Origin of the sequence: Candidatus Aquicultor secundus, from assembly GCF_002791875.1 — a bacterium.
Taxonomy (GTDB): Bacteria; Actinomycetota; Aquicultoria; order Aquicultorales; family Aquicultoraceae; genus Aquicultor_A; species Aquicultor_A secundus.
The window spans coordinates 22,613-45,044 of record NZ_PFNG01000072.1 but is presented as its reverse complement, the minus strand read 5'-3'; the positions used below and the strand labels follow the sequence as shown (position 1 = coordinate 45,044).

Sequence of the window (22,432 nt, the reverse complement as noted above, 5' to 3'; positions counted from 1 at the left end):
GTTACCGGTAATTAGAGGAGAACTCGTGGCTAATATTAAAGTATTGGTTGTTGATGATTCGGCGGTTATCCGGCAATTGGTAAAAGAGATTTTGGAACGCGACCGTGATATAGAAGCGGTCGAGGTTGCCAGCGACCCGATATTCGCCGAGAGAAAAATACTAAAGTTCAAGCCGGATGTCATTACGCTGGATGTCGAGATGTCGGGGATGGACGGCATAACGTTTCTAGAAAAGATAATGCAGACCCACCCGGTTCCTGTAATTATGCTTAGCTCGCATACCGACCGTAATGCCTCCGAAACCTTACGCGCCTTAGAGCTTGGTGCGGTTGATTTTATCACAAAGCCAAAGACTAATATCTCCGAGAGCATTGAGACGATAGAGGAAGAGATCCTCACAAAAGTAAAAGGCGCCGCAAGGGCGAATGTGCGCGCTAAGCCGACCAAGCTTGCCGCTCCCCCACGCTATTCAGTCGATGAGGTAATCAAGAAACAAGCAGCAGTCGGCGGTAAAGCGGCCGAGAACATTATTGTATTGGGGGCCTCAACCGGGGGCACGGTCGCCATTAGCGATTTGTTAAGAATCCTGCCGCCGGATTCCCCCGGCATAGTCATCGTACAGCACATGCCCCCCAACTTCACCAGGGCTTATGCCGAAAGAATAAATGGGCTGGTAAATCTTGCCGTAAAAGAGGCCGAAAACGGCGACAGAGTCGAACGGGGAACCGTGCTTATAGCCCCCGGCGGCAAGCACATGCTGCTTCAGCGCGATCCCCGTGGTTTCTATGTCGAGGTAAAAGACGGCCCCCCCGTAAACCGTCATAAGCCGTCGGTAGATGTCTTGTTCCGATCCGCCGCACACTCGGCCGGGGATAAGGCGATCGGCGTGATATTAACCGGAATGGGCAGCGATGGCGCCCAAGGCATGCTCGAGATGAAAGAGGCCGGGGCGTTTAATATCGCGCAAAGTAAAGAATCTTGCGTCGTATTCGGAATGCCCAAGTCGGCGATAGAAAAAGGCGCGGTTGATAAGGTCGCCAGGATTGACGCGATGCCCGGTCTTATCATGCAGCAATTAAAGGCTGCGGGCTAATCTAACGACCGCCCGGTCGGCAGTTAACACCCTGTGTTTTTGGTGGTCGGATACTGCCGGAGGCTATAGCTGGAGTCTCGCTGCATGTAAATAAACCGCAGGATAATGCCGATATGTAATCCAATATTGTGCATATCAGAGGGGTAATTGCGTGTTAGCTAATTTAGACGATAATGTGAAGCAGTTTTTTTCATTAAAAGAGCGGTTGTTTATTCTCCTGCTGGTAATGATTCTACCGTTTATCGCTTTCTCAATATATAAGGCGCTTAGCATCAACGAGACCCTGGAAAAGCAGGCACAAGCCGAAAGTCTTCTGCTCGCTAAAAACGTTGCGCATGAGATCGATGATTATATCACCTCGACCGGCGAGTTCTTAATCCCGATCGCCAATAGCAAGGATGTCCGCACGCAGAATTACCCGGCTGTTAACGCATGGTTCAAAAAAATCATCCCGAGCTATCCCTATTACAGGAGCCTTACTTTCATCGATCTGAACGGCAATATCCGTGCATCGGCGGTGTTGGACCCAGGAGAGGCCAACAGCGTAACAACGAATGTGCGTAATGCTGATTTCTTCAAGAAGGCCGTTGTATCCAACGATGTTTCGGTTGGGGATTTTATGCGTTACATGCCGACCGGAAAGCCGGTCATAAATGTTACGTACCCGGTATTTAACTATGCCGACAAGAAGGTTGGATTTGTTTCGACTTCGTTTGACCTTAGGAAGATCCAGGGCAGGCTTATCCAGCTTAACGGCTCCGAGCATACGGTAGTGGGTGTCGTTAACAAAGACGGCATGGTTATCGCAAGGAGTAAGGAATACGGTAAATATAGCGGTCGCGATCTCTCGCAGCATGCAATCGTAAAAGCGATGGCAGGGAAAACTGAGGGCGTGGACAAGGTAACAGGTCCCGATGAAATTACCAGGGTTTACGGTTTTGCATCGACCACCAAAGTGCCATGGTTTACCAGGGCCGGTGTTGATACCCGGTATATTCAAGACCAGGTAAAGGGACAGCTTGTCAATCATTTTGCGGTGTTTATTCCCCTGCTGCTCGTCGCGATTGCGGGCTGGCTGTGGATCGGTCGGGAAGTGGACAAACTGCACAAGAAGACGGAATATATGAGCCTTGTCGACCCATTAACCGATCTTTGGAATTACCGGAAACTGTATAGCAGACTCGACCACGAAATAAACCGTGCTAGACGCCTGCAAGATAAGCTCTCCTTTGCCATGATCGATATCGACCATTTCAAGCATTTCAACGATAAAAACGGCCACCAGCAAGGCGATGAGGCGCTCCGTGCAGTCGCCAAAGTCATCGTTAGTGCGGTGCGTGATGTCGACTTCGTATTTCGCTATGGCGGAGAAGAAATGAGCGTAATCTTGCCCGATACCGATAAGGCCAGCGCTCGGGTTGTCGCCGAGCGTATATGTAAAGAAGTCGAGCAAGCATCAATCCCTGGTGCGCACGAGCAACCGTCGGGTAGATTAACCGTCTCAATCGGGCTGGCGACCTATCCCTATGACTCGATCTCGAAGGAAGGCCTCATAAAAACCGCGGATTCCGCCCTGTACAGGGCCAAGAGCAAGGGAAGAAATAGGGTAGAGGCGTACGGCGATGACGACTTGGTTTGGGACGATGAGCACTACCTTAATAGCGACACCTACCTCGACGATTATGATGCAGGCAAGGAAAAAGATGATAAAAAAGATAAGGATAAAAATAAAGGCGGGGACGACCAGTCCCGTCCTTTTACGATGTGTGTTTAATACTCTTCAAGCATGGCTTTATAGAGTAACGACGAACCTCTGTCTTGATGAGCTGAGAAGGCAAAAGGCATTAAAGATCGAGCCCCATGCCGATTTTGATATCGATGAGATTCACAGGAAGTTTAAAAACTGCCAGCCATCGAATCCTGGAATAGCCCTCGATGAGGTTGAGGATAGAATGTTAATCGACACCACAGTGGCGGCGGTTCGCTCGATTGTCTTCAGGGCACGGAGACGGTTTATTAAACTGTACATGGAACTCGCTGAAGAGGCAGGCCTTAGCTTTGCTCCATTTTATCCAGGAGTTTCTTGAAATACAGGGCGTGCTCGCCCTCTACTCTGGAGAGCCAATCGAAGATAAGGGCTATATTATCCAGGCCTTCTTCCTTAGCCTTCCGGGAGAACCCTTTGTACATCTTTTCTGATTCGTAGGTTTCGCCTTCTATGGATTCTCGCAGGTTATCCAGTGTTTTGGTGGCGCCTCCAAGTAAATAGAGCAGGTGTGAGAGCGCATGCCAGGTCTCTTCATAAGAGAAATTTAAGAACATCTCTTCGGCTTCCTTATTACCCTCAAGTCGTGCCATCTGGGTAAACAGCAGATACCGGCGATTCGCTTGTGATTCACCGGAGAAGGCTTTCCGCAAGTTCTTTTCGGTTTCGGTGCCCTGGACGCTCTCGATTTGATCAACTTTAACGAACTCTTTGGGTTTGGTCTCGCAGACCGCACAATCTTCGGGCGGGTTCATCCCGACCGTTAACATCCCACACCCTTTACATCTCCATATCATAAAAAAGACCTCCTCGTATCTTAATTTCTTGCTTTAATCTTTTACAGCTCAGGTAATCATAACATAAAGTACTGTAATGCTCAGCATTGCTCGGTGAGATTGGCGTGCAATTGGATATATATAGGTTGGATGGTGTGATAAGCATAAGGGTTAAGGATAGCTTAATACATAAGTAATACCTGGTATATAAAGCGCTAGATGCTCGAGGCGCAAAAAAGGACGAGAATCATAAACGTAAAGTGGAGGTAGCGTTCACATGTGAATAATGTGGATACAGAGCAGGGTACGGCGCGTGGTGACAGGGTACTTGTCATTGCGGATTTAGTTCAGTATAATATGAACCGGCAGCGTGAGGCTGCCATAGTTTATGTTGGAGGCCTGATTGGGGGCTTTGGAATATAAACTCTATATCACGATCATATCATGGCGCGTTCGTCTAGTGGCCTAGGACATCGCCCTCTCAAGGCGGAGATCACGGGTTCGACCCCCGTACGCGCTACCAGGTCGGAGGCCTAGAACCAGCAAATTTGAGTTCTAGGCTTTTTTCGTAAGTGCATACTAAGTGCAGCATGGCGATTTTGATGGCCAAAAATATGCCATGTTATTCCTATCTCTAATCCGTACATCCTGCGTGTTTCCCCAATTTTGTCTATCTTGCCCGCTACACCGCAATTTTTACGGTTCCAACAACGTCTTCCTCGGTTGGGATTTCTTTACCCTCTTCCTTTAAAACTTCAAGGTGAAGTTCAATGGCTTCCTTGACGTTCTTGAGGGCTTCTTCTACTGTTTCTCCCTGGGAAAAACAGCCGCTTATAGCTGGCACTTCCACCCAATAGCCGCCTTCTTCCGCTTTGTGGATTAACACTGTGTACTGCATAAACACTCCTTAAAGTAGGTTCAAAAACTCTTTCTCTGTTAGGCCCGCCTTCTTTATAGCTTTCTTTAGCAAGCCAATCTTTACAACACCACTGCTTGGTATAGTAATAAGCTGTCCATTTGGCATTTTAAGGTTGACGTGGTCACCTTTACCTTTTCTCTTAACAGCACCTGCTCTTTCAAAAGCCGCAATGGCTTCATTGCCTTTAACATCCCGTAATTGTGGCATTATCTCTTTGGTCTCCTTCATATATGCCGGTGTCTCTTAACTTTTCCAGGGCCGCATCATCAAAAGAAAAGGGATTTATCGCTACACCGTAATCATTGTCTTTTTTAGGTTTTGCGTTTCCCGTATCTTGCCCTTTACCAGTTTATCCACAGCCGCCTGCTTAACCTGCGGGCTTAGATGCGAATAGCGCAGCGTCATTTTAATGTCGGCATGGCCTAAGAGTTCTCGAACGGTATTTAAATCCACGCCTGCCATGACCAAGCGACTGGCGAAGTGGTGTCTCATATCGTGGAATCGGAAATCTGTTATATTGGCATCCTTTAGCAGTTTACGCCACGAATTATTAACATTGGTTAACCGCCCGCCGCCTTTTCCAGGGAAGACAAGCTTATTATCCTGGCTTTGCGTTTTCCACTGGTAGAGTACGGAATAAGCCTCTTGATTTAATGGGACGTGCCGCGTTTGGCCGGTCTTCGCGCCCTCGCCCTTAACGGTAAGCATGGCACGGTCAACATCATTCCATTTTAGGTTAAATAGCTCACCGCGCCTAAGCCCGGTGTTGAGGTCCAGAATAATCAGCGGTTTTAGGTAATCGGCAAAGGGTAGTTTTCTCAAATTCGGCAACAATTTATAGCCGCGCACTCTTCGCCAATTGTTAGCGCTGTCGCGCTCAAGCCTTATACGTTCTTCGCGGCTATCTAACGCGGTTCTTAAGCGCTCTTCCTCATTGTCGCTTAGGTATCTAATGATAGCCTTGCTATCAACCCTTATAGGCTTGATAGAGGTTAGGGGATTGGCGTTAATAAATCCCCATTGGGCTGCACGGGATAGAGCGGCTTTTAGTGGGTTTAGGTCCCTGTTGACTGTAGAGGCCTTTGCACCGGCCTTGATCTTGTCAGAGCGCCATTTTTCGACGTTCCAGGCCGTGATATCGCCAAGCTTCACCTTGCCAAGGATAGGTAAAAAGTTAGCTTTTAGTCTCTTAATGGTCGCATCTGCGTTTTTGTGGTGAGTCTTAACCCAGGGCTCGTAAACATTTAAGATATAGCTTTCAAGGGTATGAGCTTTAGTTTTGCGCTTATCCTCTTGCGGATCAATGCCTTTTACAACATCGGCCAATATTCCTTTAGCGCGTTCTCTTGCCTGCGTTGGGGTAAGCACACTAGTGTATCCGATATTTATTCTCTTGCCGCGCCCGTATTGGCAAATATAAGTCATAACCCCGGACGGTTGGACACGAAGGATAAAACCTTTAAGTTTTGTGTCTCGGACCTCATAAGGTTTATCTGCTGGCTTTAAAGATTCAACTAAGCGTTTATTAATTGCTACTCGCATAAAACCCTCTCAGGTTTCACTTGCGTAAGTGTCGTAAGTGCACAGTAAGTGCAACTTGATTATAAAACAGTGGCAAGAGGTGAACAAGAAGGAAAAAGCAATAATTATATAATAGCAGGTAGAAGGCTATATATTTGTTCTTGGTGCAATATCAGAGTTTACCATTTTTCAGTATAAGATCGCCTTCTCAAGGCGGAGATCACGGGTTCGACCCCCGTACGCGCTACCAATTTATGCCTTTGTGAAATGCCTGTACAAAGGCATTTTTTTATGCCCAAAAGTGATAACCCTCAACGGGGGTCGAACTCCTACTAACAAAATATAAAATTCTAGCTCTGTTTTATATAATGATACCGAGGTGTCGCTTGTTGGTATCTTATATGCTAGACTGCTCTTTTAGCATGCTATAATTGAGTTATGAATATAAATACCGCAGCCAATTTCGTTGAAAAAACAGGCGATAACGTACTAACTAAACTTGCGCACTTTGCTGTTGGTAAGATTCAGAAGAACGAGCAATCGAGGCAATTTCTAGTTACCAATTAAGCGATGGTGGATGGACCAAGACGGACAAAGACTTCCAAGCAAATATTTCAACGATTTCTTCGACATGGATCGCTCTGCAATGGTTTGTATGGTTACAAGCTTTTGAGTCGATTAAGTTAAACAAGACTATTGAGTATCTAAAAAGAGTATAAAATGAAAAGGGCTACTTCAATGAGCCGCAAGAGATTTTAATGTTTAATCCCTCGCCCTGGATGCATCCCGACAGGTATGAAAACCAATTGTGGCTAGCGTTCTCAGCTGTGCAATAGCGTATAGCAGCCTAAATACAGGCCAGTTTGCAGAAGGTCTCCTTAAATTAGCTTTTGCTAAAATGGAAAGTTACCAGGCAGACGATGCAGACGATGGGGGAATTGCCACAAATTATGGTGAGGAGCACAGGGCAAGCTTTACAGTAGAGGCGCTGTTCTTGTTAAAGAAATTGGGATACGCATCCTAAGCTGATATATAAAGGCACAATTGCTGCAACAAACCAATTTGCGGGCCTTCGAACCAAATCTAAACCCTGAAGAGCTAATCGATATAATCAAGATATAAGTTAAGGCTTAATAAAAATAATTGAAAAAGCATTTGACTACTATAGAATAAAGACTATGAAACCCATTAAACCCACAATTTTGAGTGATAAGCAAGAGCCTGAGCCTAAGGGTGATATTGTCATTTTCACCACAAAAGATGGACAGGCTAATCTTGAGGTAAGATTGGAAGAAGAAACCGTTTGGCTTACTCAAGCTCAAATGGCAGAGCTTTTCCAAAAAACTACCCCAACCATCAATGAACACATTAAAAACGTTTTCAAGGAGGGCGAGCTTGAAGAAAATTCAGTTATTAGGAAATTCCGAATAACTGCCAGAGACGGAAAGATGTATGAAACGAACTTCTATAACCTTGACGTCATCATCTCGGTTGGTTACCGAGTTAAATCTCAAAGAGGTACTCAGTTTAGAATTTGGGCTACAAAAAAACTTAAAGATTATCTTGTCAAAGGATATGCCATAAACCAAAAGCGGCTCTTGGAGCAAACAGAGAAGCTTGAAGAATTACAGGAAGCCATAAGCTTTATCCAAAACAAAGCGAGTTACCCTGAACTTCAAGACCAAGCCCAGGAATTATTAAAACTCATCAATGAATATTCTGAGTCCCTCACTCTTCTCTACCAGTATGATGAAGGAACGTTGAGTTTAACTAAAGGTAGGGGCCCTGAATTTGTCTTGGATTATGAGAAATGTAGGAAACTTATAGATCAATTAAAAGTTAGCCTTACGGCAAAAGGTGAAGCCAGTAATCTTTTCGGATCTGAAATAGGCTCCAAGTTTCAAGGCATTATCGGCACCATTTATCAGACATTTGATGGCAAAGAGCTATACCAAAGTATTGAGGAAAAAGCCGCCAATTTACTTTATTTAACAATAAAAGATCATCCGTTTACCGACGGTAACAAGCGAATTGGTTCCTTGTTATTTATATATTTCTTAGAACAGAATCATTCCATTTTAAAGCAATCAGGAGAAAGAAAAATCACCGACACCACCTTAGTTGCCCTTGCTCTTCTTATTGCAATCAGCGACCCTAAAGAAAAAGATGTGATGATAAAGATAATTACCAACTTATTGAAGGGTTAATGTTAAGGCAGTCGAGTTATTACTTAATCAGCTTTTCCAACCGCTCGAAGATTTTTGCTACGTTGTTCAAATAGCGACCCGTTAGGTCTACAAAACAAAGAGCCGCTTTTGCGGCTCTTTGTTTTGTGACAGCAGAGAATCGAAAATGGAAAATAGATTGAATTAGATAAAGAAAAGACCTCTTGTCAAGACATGTTGGTGATGACTTGGATTATAATCAGGATATGCTAAGCGATTAAGTCTCATGGGTGCTTGTAGCTAGAATCAGAGACTTTGATCAGCGTTGGTTTACCAAACAATACAGGCGGTGTATATTGGTTGTGCTATCATAAGCCATAGCTCCAATCAGGCGCACCAGGAGTATGCCAGGAGTGTAAATTAATAACTTAAAATCAATAATCGACTGCTAATAACTAAACGAGGAGGTGGTTGATGCGCACAGTGGCTGTAGTGGTTAGTTTTTGTTTTTCTCGGGGTCATATTTGGAAAAGGAGAAAGGAATGAACTCTAAGCTAACTAGAAGAGATTTTCTGAAAACTACAGGTGCGTTTTCAGCTATTCTCTTTCTGAACCTGGGCTTTGATCTGGCGGACGTAGAAGCAAGCACAAACCGGCTTAAAATCAAGTACGCAAAAGAAACGCCGACCATTTGCCCTTACTGCGCTGTTGGCTGCGGTATTATCACCCATACCATAGACGGAAAAGTAGTTAACACCGAAGGAGACCCCAACCACCCCATCAACAGAGGTTCTCTATGCAGTAAAGGTTCTTCTCTCTTTCAGGTGGCTATCAACGAACGCCGCATGAAAAAACCACTTTATCGCGCCCCCGGCAGCGACAGATGGGAAGAGAAGGAATGGGGCTGGGTCCTCGACCGTATTGCTCATAGAATCAAAGAAACCAGAGACGCCGGTTTTATTGCTAGGGAAAGCAATATGATCGTTAATCGCACAGAGGCGATTGCTTCTCTAGGCGGGGCAGCGTTGGACAATGAGGAATGCTATCTTCTTGCTAAGTTGATGCGCGGCCTCGGCGTGGTATTTTTAGAGCACCAGGCGCGTATATGACATTCGTCCACGGTGGCCGGTCTTGGCCCCTCGTTTGGCCGTGGCGCGATGACAAACCACTGGATCGATTTAAAAAATACCGATTGCGCGATGATTATAGGTAGCAATGCTGCTGAAAACCACCCAATTTCTTTCAAGTGGTTAATGAAAGCAAAAGAAGAACGAGGCGCTAAGATAATTAGCGTCGATCCCCGTTTTACCAGAACATCGGCCAAAGCCGATGTCTACGCCGCAATCCGTCCGGGAACCGATATCGCATTTATCGGCGGCTTGATAAACTACATTCTGCAAAATGAGCTGTACTGGAAGGATTATGTGGTCAACTATACAAATGCATCGGCTATAGTAAGCGATGGCTATACTTTTGAAGACGGCCTTTTTAGCGGCTACGACCCGATAAATAAGAAATATGCCGTCGACACCTGGACTATTAAGAAGGGCCCCGATGACAAGCCGCTGAAGGACGCTACTCTTCAGAACCCACGTACCGTTTTTCAATTAATGAAGAAGCATTATTCTCGCTACGGCGTCGATACCGTAACCGGGATAACCGGTGTTTCAAAGGATGCGTTTCTAAAGGTCGCCAAAGCTTTTGCGGCAACGGGGAGTCCGGATAAGTCCGGAACCATACTGTACGCTATGGGCATCACACAGCATACGGTCGGGTCCCAAAACATACGCGCGCTGGCTATACTTCAACTGCTTTTAGGTAACATAGGTCTCCCCGGAGGCGGCATAAACGCTTTGCGCGGAGAGTCAAATGTTCAAGGTTCAACCGACATAGCGCTTTTAAGCCACCTGCTTCCAGGCTACATCGGTGCTCCGACCAACATGCCGGAGTATGCAAGTCTTAAGGCTTATCTTGAAAAAGAGACGCCAAAGACCGGTTTCTGGTCAAACAAACCAAAATTCATGGTCAGCCTTCTTAAAGCCTGGTGGGGCGACAGTGCAACGGCGCCGAGCGAATTCGCTTACCAGTACCTGCCCAAGCGCGACGCAAAAACTGATTACACCCATATAGGGGTATTTGAGGCCATGTATGACGGCAAAATCAACGGCCTGTTCTTATTTGGTACAAATCCCCTGGTCGGCGGACCTAACGCCAACAAAGAATCAAAAGCCATGGAAAATCTAGACTGGATGGTAGTTGCCGATCTCTGGGAGACCGAGAGCGCTGTATTCTGGAAGCGACCCGGCGCACATCCAAATAAGATTAAGACAGAGGTTTTCTTCCTGCCTGCGGCGTCATCTATCGAGAAGGAAGGCTCAATCAGCAACAGCGGGCGCTGGATACAATACCGCTGGCAGGCTGTTAAGCCCGTAGGTGATTCAAAAAGCGACCTTTGGATGATAGATCAGATAGCCAGGCGTGCCAAAGAGCTTTATAAAGATAGCGCTTTGCCACAGGACGAGCCCATTAAGTATCTTACCTGGGACTTCGGCAAAGGCGATGGGCCCGACATAGACAAAATAGCTCTTGAGATGGGCGGTTTCGAGACCGTCACCGGAAAACCAATGGCAACCTTTGCAGATCTAAAAGAGGATGGCTCCACCTCCTGCGGTATCTGGATCTGGGGCGGTATCATGAAAGAAGGCAAATACCTTGCCAGGCGGCGTGACAACAAGGATGAAAGCGGCATCGGCAGCTACTTGAACTGGTCTTATGCCTGGCCGGTCAACCGTCGAATCCTGTATAACCGCTGTAGCGCAGATATTGCCGGCAGGCCCTGGAGTGAGGATAAAAAGATTATTTGGTGGGATCCGCTGGCAATCGATCCAAAAACCGGCAAGCCGGGGAAATGGGTTGGAAAGGATGTACCTGATTTCAAACTGACGCTGGCCCCAACAGATATCAAGGGTGGAGGTACTAAACCGTTCATCATGCAGGCTACCGGCCTGGGTGCTCTGTTTACCGACAAGATGAAAGAAGGGCCGTTTCCAGAGCACTACGAGCCTTTTGAAAGCCCCTTTAAGAATGCTATAAGCAGTCAGGGGCTTAACCCGGCGGTAAAAGTTCCAAAAACATCGATGAATAACAGGGGTGAAGCTTCGAAATTCCCGTGTGTCGGCACAACTTACCGCGTTTCCGAGCATTGGCAGGCAGGCGCGATGAGCAGGAACTTGCCCTGGCTGGCGGAGTTAATGCCGACTACCTTCGCTGAAATAAGCCCGAGCCTGGCTAAAGCCAGGGGAATAAAGAATGGCGATAAGGTGAAAGTTACTTCCGCTCGCGGTGAGGTAGACGCTTATGCACTAGTCACTGTGCGCATGCAACCGCTGAATGTGAACGGTAAGAAGGTGGAAATTATCGGTATCCCCTGGCATTTCGGCTTTCAGGGGATTGCAACCGGCGATTCCGCTAACAAGCTCACGGCGCACATCGGCGACGCAAACACGGGCATTCCAGAATATAAGGTTTTCCTTGCAGAGATAAAGAAGGTGGTTTAAGTGGTGGAAAACGCGATCTTTTATGATGCTTCCAAGTGCATTGGCTGTCGCGGCTGCCAGGTTGCCTGCAAGCAATGGAATGGCCTTCCAGGCGATAAAACGGTGTTCTGGGGCAGCTATGAGAACCCCCGAACCTTGACGGGAAACACCTGGACCAAGATTAACTTCAGGGAAAAGCGTGAGGGCGACAATGTTAAGTTCCTTTTCGCAAAAACCCAGTGTATGCACTGCTCAGAACCGAGTTGCGTTGCAGTTTGCGCGACCGGCGCGGCAAGAAAGATGCCCGATGGCAGGGTCGAGATCGATCAAAATCGCTGCGTGGGCTGCAAAAATTGTGTAGTAGCCTGTCCGTTCGGTGCCGCCAATTTCTCAGAAGACACGGGCACCTCAAGAAAATGTCACAGATGCCCGGACAGGGTGGAGGCAGGTTTAAAACCGGCGTGCGTCAGCACCTGTGTAACCGGGGCCCTGAACTTCGGTGAGCGCAGCGAGATGATAAAACTGGCCAAACAGCGCCGGCAAGGGCTTTGGGCTGAAGGGCAAAAGGCCATCTTCTATGGGTTAAACGAAGCAGGCGGCACCAACACAATCTATCTGCTTAACGATGAGCCTGAGGCTTATGGTCTTCCAAAAAATCCGCAGGTTGCAACGGCAAATATCTTTGCAGGCTGGCTCGGTGTTGGCGTAGCCGGAGCACTTATCGCGCTGGTACCGTTTAAGAGCTTTTTAGAGGCACGAGAGAGAGGCCTGAAAGGGGGAAGATCTTGATGCGCTCAGCAAATTGGTCAATAATTATCGCTCTTTATCTATTTTTAGCAGGCATTGCCTCGGCCGCTTTCTACGGCGGTACGCTGGCTGAGGTTTTAAGCGGCGGTAAATACCGCCGACTCACCTTGTGGGGAAACATTATCGCCCTGCCTTTAATCGTAGTGGGACTGCTATTACTGGTGGTAGACCTGGGCAAGCCCCTTTCATTTTGGCACTTCATTGTTAGCAATGATTTCGTGCCCATGGTTAATATCAGCTCGGTCATGTCCCAGGGAGTATGGTTTTTAAGCTTTTTCGCTATTCTCCTGGTTATTAATCTGGTGCTGTTTCTTACGGGCAGCGATTCACTGCGCAGAATCATTTCTTATATTGCCGCGTTTTTCGGTATCTTGGTGGCCGGATATACCGGTGTGCTGCTGACAGCAACATCCGTGCCGCTTTGGCGGGCGACACCGTTTTTAGGCATGCTTTTCCTGCTCTCAGCCACCTCGACAGGAATAGCCGCGCTTGTGCTGGGGATGAAAGCAAGGAGGGATACGGACGAAGAGTTAATGCATCTTCTCGACAAGGTTGATGTAAAGGTCATCGTTTTGGAGATACTGGCTATAATAGCTTTAATGATCGGAATGGCCGCCTGGGCCCCGAGTGCGCTGCAATCCCTGGTAGCCGGTCGCTATGCGGTCGCCTTCTGGCTGGGGGTTGTATTTATGGGTCTTATTGCTCCGCTGGCCATTGAGTACAGAGAAATGAGGATCGGCAAAGCCACGCCGGGCGCGGTCACACTTTCGGCGGTGCTGGTTCTAGTCGGCGGTTTTTTAATGAGATACGTTATTCTTTATGCCGGCCAGGTTGGATAAACACTAAGAAAAGGACGGGATTTATTTGTTGCAGCATCCACCGGAGCTTGCAAGGCTTGTAAATGAGATAAGAGGGTTACAGAAAGAATTTCCCAAAACGGCTGAGGTGGTTCACTTTGAGCCACCTCAGCAAGACCTTAAAAATATTCATCTTGAGGGACGACCCTGGCTTCAAATCTATACTTTAGACCTGCCGGAGAACGAGTTGGTCTCTTTATTTACCAGGCTGCAAACCCTGCTTGCTAAATACCAGCCCTTTGAGTTTATCAAGAAGCTGGAGTTTGAAAGGGTTTTAGGTGGCACTGCTTCTTATATCAAAGGAAACTTTGACCCTGCAAAATCTGATGCGGCAATTCTAGGTGCCAATCCGGACTCTTACCTGTTCTTCTTGCAGGAGCTTTTAAAGCCATTTTTAAAAAGCTGGGCCGGCCTTATTCGTCCCTACATAGAGCACGACAGATGGCTTTTAAATATCTGCCCGGCCTGTGGGCATACCCCGGTCGGCGGGCGCCAGGAAAGAAATGGCGGGCGCCGCTTTCTTGTCTGTTCCTTATGCGAGACGGAGTGGCTCTTTAACAGGGTAACCTGTCCGGCATGCTATAATAACGATCACCCAGCCTTGGGCTACTTTACTGTGGAGGGTGCCGGTGGCTGGAGGGTAAGCTTTTGCAATAAATGCAGTTCCTATATCAAGGAAATAATAAGCGACAACCCCGTCAGCGCCCTTGATTTTGAGTTAGCGATTCAACTCGATCTGCTGGCGGAAAGAGAGGGCTTTCGGCGCTGAGCTTCCCAAGGGGTGCGCCTTGGCCGGAGCGGGTGCCTGCGGCTCTTTAGTGCTATGTAGTTAATACACCCGCCATATTAAGCGCACGCACCGGTTTGCCGATGAGTCTATTAGATCGTCAAATTAGACCATCGGTGAAGAGACTACGACCGAGAATGGTGCGCCCACCGGGGCATCCCGATTATTTATAGGTTAAGAATTACTATGAATGATACTGTCAAGAAAGGCATAAAAAGAAAAACGTTGCTTATGCTGATGGCCCTAGGGGTAATTCTACCAAACATCTTTGCCCTAATCGCGTGGTATTCTCTGGATTCCGACCCCGGGGCGGCAGACAAGCCTCTGCAGAGCTTCCTCTACATCGCAGTTTTTAACATAGCGTATGCCATCTTAGGTGGGACCATGGCTGTGCTGAAAACCCATAACCCTTTATACAAGCTTACGCTTGCCGCCGAGCAACTCGCTGAAGGAAACCTTAATGTTGCCTGTAATTATCACGGTATTGAAGAAATAGATAGGCTCGTCACGGCGTTTGAGAATATCCGCAACAGCATGTCGAACTCTTACGGCGCCATCCAGGAATATATTGATGAGTTGAGGGGTAGGGTAGAAGAGTTAAAACTTCTGACGGATATCGACGCCGCAATTCTTGGCGGGCAGAAGATCGACTCGATATTCAACCTGATAACCGAGGGTATTTGTAAACTCGTGGGGGCCGATTATTGCTGCATTGCCTTGCTTGACGGCGACAAGCATATACAGATCCGAAGCCTGCATGGTTTTGGCCCTGATGAAAGCCGCGAGTTTATCAGGGGGATACGAGGAAAAACCCCCAGTATCAACATTTGTCCGTCGATAGCATCGGGGCAAATACTACTGCTGGGCGATTTAAACGATTCTAATTTAAGCGACGATGTGCGGCAGATGTACGCCCGCTTTAACGTTAAGTCAATGATCGCCGCACCGCTTTCAGTCGACGGCGAGCCGATAGGCAGCGTTGTTGTCTGGTATAAAGACCGCCAGGAGTTCAGCGACATGGTGGTAAACAGGTTCCTGCTTTTCGCCGATCAGATCTCGGTCGCTTTAAAGAGCGCCCGACTTGTCGATGGTATTCGCAACTTGACCATTGAGGTTATTAGGGCGCTCGCCAAAGCCGTTGACGCCCGCGATTCATATACGGCGAACCATTCCAACCGGGTCAGCAGATTTGCCGTCGCCCTTGCTCAGGGGCTTGGCATGAATCAGAAAGAGGTTGAAACGATCGAATATGCGGGTCTCTTGCATGATATAGGCAAGATAGGCATCGATGAGCGGATTTTGAACAAGCCCGGAGCCCTCACCGAGCAGGAGATGGAGCTGATGAAAAGTCACGCCTCCATGAGCGCCGATATAGTAAAACCCATCGAGTTCCTCAAGGGCGCCGTGCCGATCGTCAAACATCACCACGAGTGGTTTAACGGCGGCGGTTACCCCTCGGGCTTAGCGGGCGATGCGATCCCCTACGGTGCGCGTATCCTGGCGGTGGCCGATGCCATTGAGGCCATGACCTCAAGTAGGCCATACCGGGAGGAAATGCCCCTCAGGCAGGGTGCCGAGCAGCTGAAATCCGGTTCAGGCACCCAGTTTGACCCCGAAATAGTCGAGGTTATGCTTAAGGTCGTCGAGCGCATAGAGTTGATAGAGAGCTTCGACTCAGAGAACGGTTCCGATGACGACAAACCCCAAATTGGATTCGAGGACGCAGTTTAGCCAAGCCGCACAGGTTCTGCTTCAACTACCCGGTTTTTGGGAACTCATATAGCAGGAAACTAAAGAGATAACTAAAGAGATACCTAAAGGGATACGAGAAGCGATACTTGGAGGGATGATATATGGCGTCTCGCCGGCACTTGTACGATATATTCAACCAGTTCCTGCGCCTTGCACGGACGGCGAAGCTTCAATACGAACAACACCTCACAGACATAGACCACGAACCCGCCCAAAGCATCCTGGCCAACATCATCAACGAAGAAAACCAGCATATCCAGTGGCTGGTGACCGGTATCGAGGATGCGGGCGGGATTCCGGCGGCAGACCACTACGATACCGTAAATCCCGAGGTATTCGAGCATATGATGAGAGCCAACTATGACCTCGAGTCTCAAATAGTGAGTGAATACGAGCTTCATCTCGAGGAAATCTGGGATCCCCAGCTACGTGCGCTTGCGGAGGTCATCCTTAAACAAGCTCGGTCGCACAAAGAAGAATTCCGCGGACTCTTAGAAGATTTCGGAACCGATGAGCTGATGGATGAAACCGGATAAGACCTATTTTTCGCTAGACCGCTCTAAAAGCTATCGATTATACTAAGACCCATGCAGAACAACCGGGAGAACATAAGCCTGCAGCGGGCTAAAAAGGGCATACTGACCGTAGTGCTTCTTGGCATAGTAACGGTAGGTGTAATCATAGCCCTTACCTTCAACAAGCGTACGCTCCTGGCACTCTCAAAAATCAATCTTACCTTTCTCGGGCTTGCGGCTCTTGCGGTCCTGTTGAGTTGGATCTTTAGCGGACTACCGTTTTATCTTCTGACCAGAGTGACAAGGAAACCCATCAGCTTTGCCGCTTCGCTGCGCGTTTACCTTGGCGGAAGTTTCTTTGGTTATATCACACCGTTTGGCTCCGGGTTGATCCCGACACAGATTTACCTCTTAACGGGTGATGGTTTAACCCCCGGAGAGGCGACTGCCGTCACCAGCAGCAGGGCGACTATCTCATCATGGCTTTTTGTTGCGCTCGGTTTAATGATTTTTATTATTTTCAGGTCATCGCTTTCAAATTCGGTTAAATTAAGCCTGCTCGGCATCGCCGCAGCGGCGGCTATATGGTCGCTTATCACGTTGTTTTTTATCAAGCAACCGGTTCGGGCTAAAGCCTCGGTTAGCCGTATCCTGCATGGGCGTTTGCTAACCAGGGGGCTGGGTGAGGAGCGGCTTGGCAAGGCGAGGGACAGGATTCACCACGAGATCGATCATCTGAGCTTAAACTTAAAGGACTTGTTTTCGCTCAAAAACGCTCCTTCGATCATCGCTGTATTCTTAAGTGAGGTTGTCGCGTGGTTTGGCTTGTTTTCAGTGCTGCCGCTTGTCTTGTTCGGCTTTGGGGTTTCAGGCAATCTAGGTCAACTTATCTTCAGGATATTTCTGCTCTTTGCGGTCGCACCGGTTAGCCCCACACCCGGGGGAAGCGGCGTCGTCGAAGCTGCACTCACCGGTCTTTTGCAAGGGCTTGTTCCGGGCGAGATCATCGGCCTTATCGTTCTTGTATGGCGTTTCCTTACCTACTACCTTACACTTTTAGCCGGAGCGGCCATCGTTTTGAGGTTCATCTCAAAGTCCTCGTTATCAAAAAACCAAGCCCCTGAGCAACCCAACCGCTAGGCGCTATCTGAACCCGCATTTTCCGTGGCCGTTATTTCTGCACGTCGTTCACTGTGGGTATAAAAATCGCATCTTAACCGCGGATTTATTGTTTCCATCGGACAAAAGTGGGTAAAAAGATATTGTAAGGGGGTGGATGTAATGGCTATGAGGACAACCAATATGTTCTGGAATATATTGTATGCGGTACTTGTAGTTCTGGTTATTCTTGCCCTATTGCAGTTACTCGGGATATTTAGCTTTAGCGTTGCTTTAGCGAACTTCATCTACATTGTCGCAGTCGTTGTGCTGGTACTAGCGGTTATTCACTGGGCCGGACTGATATAGCGTAACCGGACGCAAGTAAACAATGGGGGCTTCGGCCCCCATTCCTTTTGTTCCAGCTCTGTCACGTAAATCGCTATGGTTTGACGAATATCTCTATCTTGTTTTGGGAGAGCGCAGTCTTTACCCCGTTTCGTATGTCCCGTGCAATCGCGTCCTGTGCGTTCGATGTGGTCACGGCGGTTACCCTGAACACCATTGTGTTTTCCTTAAAGTCATCGATACCTGTGACCCGAGGATCTTCCTGCAAAATATCTTTCCACTTACCGGATGAGGCGATGCCCGCCACTGCATCTTTAATTATATCGATAACCCTTGTCGGGTCTTCGACGGTGGGCACTCCAATATCCACGATTGCCCTTGACCAGCCACGCGACTGGTTTATGACGACGTTGATCTGACTGTTGGGGATGATGTGGACATTACCTTGAAAATCCCTGAGTCTGGTCGTGCGCAGGCTTAAATGTTCGACGGTTCCTTTATCGTTACCAATTTGCACCAGGTCGCCTACGCTGAACTGGTTCTCAAAGATGATGAAAAACCCTGATATAAAATCCTTAATCAAGCTTTGCGCGCCGAAACCGATCGCGATACCCACGACCCCCGCGCCTGCAATTAGGGCCGAGATATTCCACGAGGTGGTGCTCTGTAAAATTACGACTATCGTTATAAAAAAGACCGCAAATCTTGCCAGCGCATCGAGGACTGAGCCCAGGGTTTTTGCCCGCTGTTTCGCTTCCTCGGCACTTAAAAACGTATCCTTACTGATTAGAGCGACGCTGCGGCGTATGGCGATACTCAGCAGCCGATAAATGATGAAACCTACCACAAGAGCGGCTACAATCTGCAGCCCATATTTGGTAAGCCAATCGATTGCTTTATCGATCAGGGTAGTTATATTTCCACTTCTAACTGTTTGCCAAAAACCGCTCGCACAGATTAGCCCGGCCATAATACTCCTTTAGGTCGCTTTTAACTACGCATGGCGATAGACCTATACTAGCCAAGGATAAACTATTATAAATAATCAGGGCAACCTCAAATTCTAATGGTAAAAGCTGGTAATTAATTCTAAGGCAAATACTGGTAATTACCGATAGTTTAACTAAGAACAAAAGCGGCACAACTCACAAAAATTAGTTGCAAAAATCTTCGTTTTAAATTGACGAAAACAACATTGGCGTGTATACTTTAGATAGAGACGGAAACGTTGATAATATTTGAAAATTTCAAATTGGAAGGGCCTGGGATAGTAGATGAAGACCGGCGTACCCCACCACAATGGATGGGATCGACGGGCGGGCATAAGTTGTCATGGAAAAGAGGTTCCTGAAGGTATGTTGGGTGAGTCAACCCAAGGTGTTTGCAGGGAATCCTTAATGAGCCCCAGTTGGGGAAGGGCAACGTTGCGAAGGTTATCTTAGGCTCTTTCTGTTTTTTTGTTTTATTCCGCCTTAATACTACTTGACCAAACCATCCGCCAGCATCACGAGCAGGGTTCCAGCCTGCTTTAAGGTAACTATTCACTGTTATCCAAAACCGCAGTAGATCAAGTGCCATTTCGCGGTCACCATTACTATTCGCCCTAGTAGCGCGATTGAGTTTCGGATAATTGTGAATAGTAAAATATGGAAGGTAAAAACTGGCCGAGCATCTTAGATGCTCGGCCAGACTTATTCGAAAAGCCGAGTATTAAATACCCGGCAAAATATACTCAATACTCGACGAAGATTGAATTGCATTGAATTATAGAAGACGCGACGATGGATTGCGGTTGGTTTAATTTTCTCGAATGAGGGTAAAAATAGAGTTGGACGGCGGATCTTTGAAAAATTTACAATCTCACAAAGGTGAGACTAGGCCGGAAAGAGCCGATTAGATCGTGGGGCCTCGCTGGATGATATCCTGTGAGGTTTTAACTTCTGCGGGTTTGGTCCCGGCCCAGGACGAACGCTGGCGGCATGCACTTGCCCCGACAAGTCGAGCGGGCTTCCCGGTGATTGTGCCGGGAGGCTGAGCGGCGTACGGCGGAGTAACGCGTAGGCAATCTGCCTCAAAGACCGGAATAACCCTTCCCGAGAGGCTTGTAGATTATGCTTCCTCGTAGCGACCTGCCCGAAAGGGTAAGGCCTACGGCAAGGGAAATATATCGAAGGTCACTTGGAAGGGGCTAATGCCGGATAAGCTCACACCTTTTCGAAGGTGCGAGAAAAAGGTAGCCACAAACCCAAGGCTTCTGCTTTGAGATGGGCCTGCGTCCTATCAGGTAGTTGGTGAGGTAACGGCCCACCAAGCCGATGACGGGTAGCTGGCTCGAGAGGGTGGTCAGCCCGACCGGAACTGAGACAAGGTCCGGACCCGAAAGGGTTAGCGGGGTGGAATCTCTCGCAATGCGCGAAAGCGTGACGATGCAATGCCGCGTGAAGGAAGAAAGTTAGGAAAACCCTAATCGTAAACTTCAGTCCGCGGGGAGTAAGCCCAGGGGGCCAATAACCCCGGCTGGGTGAAAGTACCCGCGGTAAGAGCGCCGACAAACTGCGTGCCAGCAGTCGCGGTTAAACGTAGGGCGCAAGCGTTGTCCGGTATTACTGGGCGTAAAGGGTACGTAGGCGGCTGGGCGTATCGGCTGTGAAAGCCTCCCGCAAAACGGGAGGAGGTCAGCCGAGATTATCCTCCTAGAGCGCAGTGGAAGGAAGTGGAACTCCCGGTGGAGCGGTAAAATGCGTTGATATCGGGAAGAACTCCAATGGCGAAGGCAGCTTCCTATACTGCAGGCTGACGCTGAGGTACGAAAGCCAGGGGAGCGATGCGGTTCGACACCCGCGTAGTCCTGGCTGTAAAAGTTGGGCACTAGCCCTGGGCAATTACATTGCCCGGGACGAAGCTAACGCGACAAGTGCCCCGCCTGGGGAGTACGGCCGCAAGGCTGAAAACCAAGGGACCTGTGGAGATCTGCACAATCGGCGGCGAGTGTGGTTTAATGCGACTTCGAGCGCAGAACCTTACCAAGGCTACCTTCAGGAGCAAGCCGGCGGAAACGTTGGCCCTCTTGGGGGACGTTGTTTCCTGTGGGTCCTAAGTGGCACTTAGGACCCACAGGAAACAACGTCCCCTCCCTGGAGGCAGGTGTATATAGTCACCGTTAGCCCGTGCCGTGAGGTGTGGGGTTAGCTCCCCGTAACGGGCACAACCCCTTACCCTATGTTGCCATCGGATAATGCCGGGCACTCATAGGGAACTGCCCGCGAGCGAAGTGGGAGGAAGATGGGGACGACGGCGGATCAGCATGCGCCGGATGCCTTGGGCTACACACACGCGACAGTGGCCGGTACAAAGGGGTCCGAACCCGCGAGGGGGAGGAAATCCCAAAAAGCCGGTCGTGGTGCGGATTGCAGTCTGAAACCCGACTGCATGAAGATGGAGCCGATAGTAATCGCAGATCAGAAAGCTGCGGTGAATACGTTCTCGGGTCTCCCTCATATAGCCGGCCACGTCCGCCAAATGCGGGATGCTTGAAGTCATGCGGCCCAACCGGACCCCAGCGGGCCGAAAGGTTTGCCGGGACGCTGGAGGGCGGTGCCGAGAGTACCCCCATTGAGGTGGCCGTTGGATGGGCATGCTGCCCGTACCGAGAGGTGTGGGCGTTTCAATTGGATATTGTTATATCCGGCCTAGAAAGTTCCGAAGAGTGTTCCGGCTCCGGGTTCCCCTGTGGGCAACCCACAGGAACACCCGTCCAGGACGACTGCAAGGCGCAGGTCTTGCAGCTGAAGGTTCAAGGTTCGAAGCCCAAGGCCGAGAGGTTCTCCTTTCGATGTTGGGCGGGGCACCCGCCCGCAGAACCTTGAGCCTTGAGCTAGCGGCACCGAACGGTGCCTTAGCCGTCAGCCATCAGCTTAAATCTTTTAGAAGAGCTGAGAGCTGACAGCTGATCGCTGAGTGCTCTTTAAAAACAATATAGCGTGCATAGACGAGCGAATATCAAGTGATTTAGAGGCGTATGGTGGATGCCTTGGCGCTTGGAGCCGATGAAGGACGCAGCCGTGACGCGATACGCTCCGGGGAGGTGCGGCAACCTTCGATCCGGAGATATCCGAATGGGGAAACCCGGCTGGCCGATCATCTGCCTGGCCTAAAAGCCAGGCGTACTAAAGCCGGTCATCTCCGTCTGAATATATAGGGCGGGGAAGGGAACTTAAGGGAACTGAACCATCTCAGTACCTGGAGGAAGAGAAAGCCAATAGCGATTCCCCTAGTAGTGGCGAGCGAAAAGGGAACAGCCTAAACCCGGCGGATGTAAAAGCCCGCAGGCGTTGTCCGTCCGGGGGTCGAGGGAGCCGCCTGAAAGACTCTGCGGAGCTTTCAGGAAGTTACAAATCTCCCGCGTAGTTGAAGGAAGTGGAAACTTCCGCCATAGAAGGTGATAGCCCTGTATGCGAAACGCGAGAGACTTCCGGCGGTTTCCCGAGTAACAC

18 protein-coding genes, 1 tRNA gene and 2 rRNA genes (1 of these 21 only partly in view) are annotated in these 22,432 nt (G+C 48.8%); 16 read left to right on the top strand and 5 right to left on the bottom strand.

Annotated features, from left to right (window positions below):
* Positions 1 to 25: 25 nt before the first annotated feature.
* The 3 genes from COY37_RS03030 to COY37_RS03020 all read left to right on the top strand — a co-directional run bounded on the left by COY37_RS03030 (position 26) and on the right by COY37_RS03020 (position 3,180).
* Complete coding sequence (locus tag COY37_RS03030; protein ID WP_286678592.1) at positions 26 to 1,093, top strand: protein-glutamate methylesterase/protein-glutamine glutaminase; 1,068 nt, start codon at positions 26 to 28, stop codon at positions 1,091 to 1,093.
* Between the two features lie 151 nt (positions 1,094 to 1,244).
* Positions 1,245 to 2,867 carry a sensor domain-containing diguanylate cyclase gene (locus tag COY37_RS03025; protein ID WP_286678591.1) on the top strand — a complete coding sequence of 541 codons (1,623 nt, stop codon included), beginning with the start codon at positions 1,245 to 1,247 and terminating at the stop codon, positions 2,865 to 2,867.
* Positions 2,797 to 3,180 (top strand): RNA polymerase sigma factor, encoded by a 384-nt coding sequence (locus COY37_RS03020; RefSeq protein ID WP_286678590.1) that lies wholly within the window; start codon positions 2,797 to 2,799, stop codon positions 3,178 to 3,180. The genes COY37_RS03025 and COY37_RS03020 overlap by 71 nt, the downstream gene beginning before the upstream one ends.
* On the opposite strand, the gene COY37_RS03015 is transcribed toward COY37_RS03020, so the two are convergent.
* Positions 3,146 to 3,655 carry a ferritin family protein gene (locus COY37_RS03015; protein WP_286678589.1) on the bottom strand — a complete coding sequence of 170 codons (510 nt, stop codon included), beginning with the start codon at positions 3,653 to 3,655 and terminating at the stop codon, positions 3,146 to 3,148. The two genes, COY37_RS03020 and COY37_RS03015, sit on opposite strands and share 35 nt — an antisense overlap.
* Positions 3,656 to 4,080: 425 nt before the next feature.
* On the opposite strand from COY37_RS03015, the gene COY37_RS03010 reads away from it, so the two are divergent.
* Positions 4,081 to 4,157, top strand: a tRNA-Glu gene (locus tag COY37_RS03010).
* Positions 4,158 to 4,316: 159 nt separating this feature from the next.
* Here the strand turns inward: COY37_RS03010 and COY37_RS03005 are convergent.
* From COY37_RS03005 to COY37_RS02995, 3 genes are read right to left on the bottom strand one after another with little or no spacing between them, the layout of a single operon-like run.
* Entirely contained in the window at positions 4,317 to 4,532 is a 216-nt protein-coding gene (locus COY37_RS03005) for a type II toxin-antitoxin system HicB family antitoxin (RefSeq protein ID WP_286678588.1), read from the bottom strand.
* A gap of 9 nt (positions 4,533 to 4,541) precedes the next feature.
* Complete coding sequence (locus COY37_RS03000) at positions 4,542 to 4,781, bottom strand: type II toxin-antitoxin system HicA family toxin (protein WP_286678587.1); 240 nt, start codon at positions 4,779 to 4,781, stop codon at positions 4,542 to 4,544.
* A 60-nt stretch (positions 4,782 to 4,841) separates the two neighbouring features.
* The gene (locus COY37_RS02995; RefSeq protein ID WP_286678586.1) at positions 4,842 to 6,095 is read right to left on the bottom strand and encodes a site-specific integrase; all 1,254 of its coding nucleotides are present in this window, start codon (positions 6,093 to 6,095) and stop codon (positions 4,842 to 4,844) included.
* Between the two features lie 877 nt (positions 6,096 to 6,972).
* Here COY37_RS02995 and COY37_RS02990 point away from each other — a divergent pair.
* The 10 genes from COY37_RS02990 (at position 6,973) to COY37_RS02945 (ending at position 17,960) form a co-directional block, all read left to right on the top strand.
* The gene (locus COY37_RS02990) at positions 6,973 to 7,098 is read left to right on the top strand and encodes a hypothetical protein (protein ID WP_286678585.1); all 126 of its coding nucleotides are present in this window, start codon (positions 6,973 to 6,975) and stop codon (positions 7,096 to 7,098) included.
* Positions 7,099 to 7,252: 154 nt separating this feature from the next.
* Positions 7,253 to 8,281 carry a virulence RhuM family protein/type II toxin-antitoxin system death-on-curing family toxin gene (locus COY37_RS02985; RefSeq protein WP_286976016.1) on the top strand — a complete coding sequence of 343 codons (1,029 nt, stop codon included), beginning with the start codon at positions 7,253 to 7,255 and terminating at the stop codon, positions 8,279 to 8,281.
* Positions 8,282 to 8,781: 500 nt separating this feature from the next.
* Complete coding sequence (gene fdnG / locus COY37_RS02980; RefSeq protein ID WP_286678583.1) at positions 8,782 to 11,796, top strand: formate dehydrogenase-N subunit alpha; 3,015 nt, start codon at positions 8,782 to 8,784, stop codon at positions 11,794 to 11,796.
* A 3-nt stretch (positions 11,797 to 11,799) separates the two neighbouring features.
* Positions 11,800 to 12,564 (top strand): 4Fe-4S dicluster domain-containing protein, encoded by a 765-nt coding sequence (locus COY37_RS02975; protein ID WP_286678582.1) that lies wholly within the window; start codon positions 11,800 to 11,802, stop codon positions 12,562 to 12,564.
* Positions 12,564 to 13,421 carry an NrfD/PsrC family molybdoenzyme membrane anchor subunit gene (nrfD, locus tag COY37_RS02970; RefSeq protein ID WP_286678581.1) on the top strand — a complete coding sequence of 286 codons (858 nt, stop codon included), beginning with the start codon at positions 12,564 to 12,566 and terminating at the stop codon, positions 13,419 to 13,421. The genes COY37_RS02975 and nrfD overlap by 1 nt, the downstream gene beginning before the upstream one ends.
* Before the next feature lie 25 nt (positions 13,422 to 13,446).
* Positions 13,447 to 14,208 carry a formate dehydrogenase accessory protein FdhE gene (locus COY37_RS02965; RefSeq protein WP_286976013.1) on the top strand — a complete coding sequence of 254 codons (762 nt, stop codon included), beginning with the start codon at positions 13,447 to 13,449 and terminating at the stop codon, positions 14,206 to 14,208.
* A gap of 204 nt (positions 14,209 to 14,412) precedes the next feature.
* Positions 14,413 to 15,957: an HD domain-containing phosphohydrolase gene (locus tag COY37_RS02960; RefSeq protein WP_286678579.1), complete on the top strand. Its 1,545-nt coding sequence runs from the start codon at positions 14,413 to 14,415 to the stop codon at positions 15,955 to 15,957.
* Positions 15,958 to 16,079: 122 nt separating this feature from the next.
* Complete coding sequence (locus COY37_RS02955) at positions 16,080 to 16,514, top strand: ferritin-like domain-containing protein (protein WP_286678578.1); 435 nt, start codon at positions 16,080 to 16,082, stop codon at positions 16,512 to 16,514.
* A gap of 51 nt (positions 16,515 to 16,565) precedes the next feature.
* Positions 16,566 to 17,633 (top strand): lysylphosphatidylglycerol synthase transmembrane domain-containing protein, encoded by a 1,068-nt coding sequence (locus tag COY37_RS02950; protein WP_286678577.1) that lies wholly within the window; start codon positions 16,566 to 16,568, stop codon positions 17,631 to 17,633.
* Positions 17,634 to 17,774: 141 nt separating this feature from the next.
* Entirely contained in the window at positions 17,775 to 17,960 is a 186-nt protein-coding gene (locus tag COY37_RS02945) for a hypothetical protein (RefSeq protein ID WP_286678576.1), read from the top strand.
* A 73-nt stretch (positions 17,961 to 18,033) separates the two neighbouring features.
* Here COY37_RS02945 and COY37_RS02940 read toward each other — a convergent pair whose 3' ends face one another.
* Positions 18,034 to 18,909: a mechanosensitive ion channel family protein gene (locus COY37_RS02940; protein WP_286678575.1), complete on the bottom strand. Its 876-nt coding sequence runs from the start codon at positions 18,907 to 18,909 to the stop codon at positions 18,034 to 18,036.
* A 966-nt stretch (positions 18,910 to 19,875) separates the two neighbouring features.
* Between COY37_RS02940 and COY37_RS02935 the strand changes: the two genes are divergently transcribed.
* Positions 19,876 to 21,614: ribosomal RNA gene (locus COY37_RS02935) — 16S ribosomal RNA — on the top strand.
* A gap of 322 nt (positions 21,615 to 21,936) precedes the next feature.
* Positions 21,937 to 22,432, top strand: a 23S ribosomal RNA gene (locus COY37_RS02930); it runs 2,455 nt beyond the window's last position.
* Together the 16S and 23S rRNA genes form the textbook arrangement of a ribosomal RNA operon.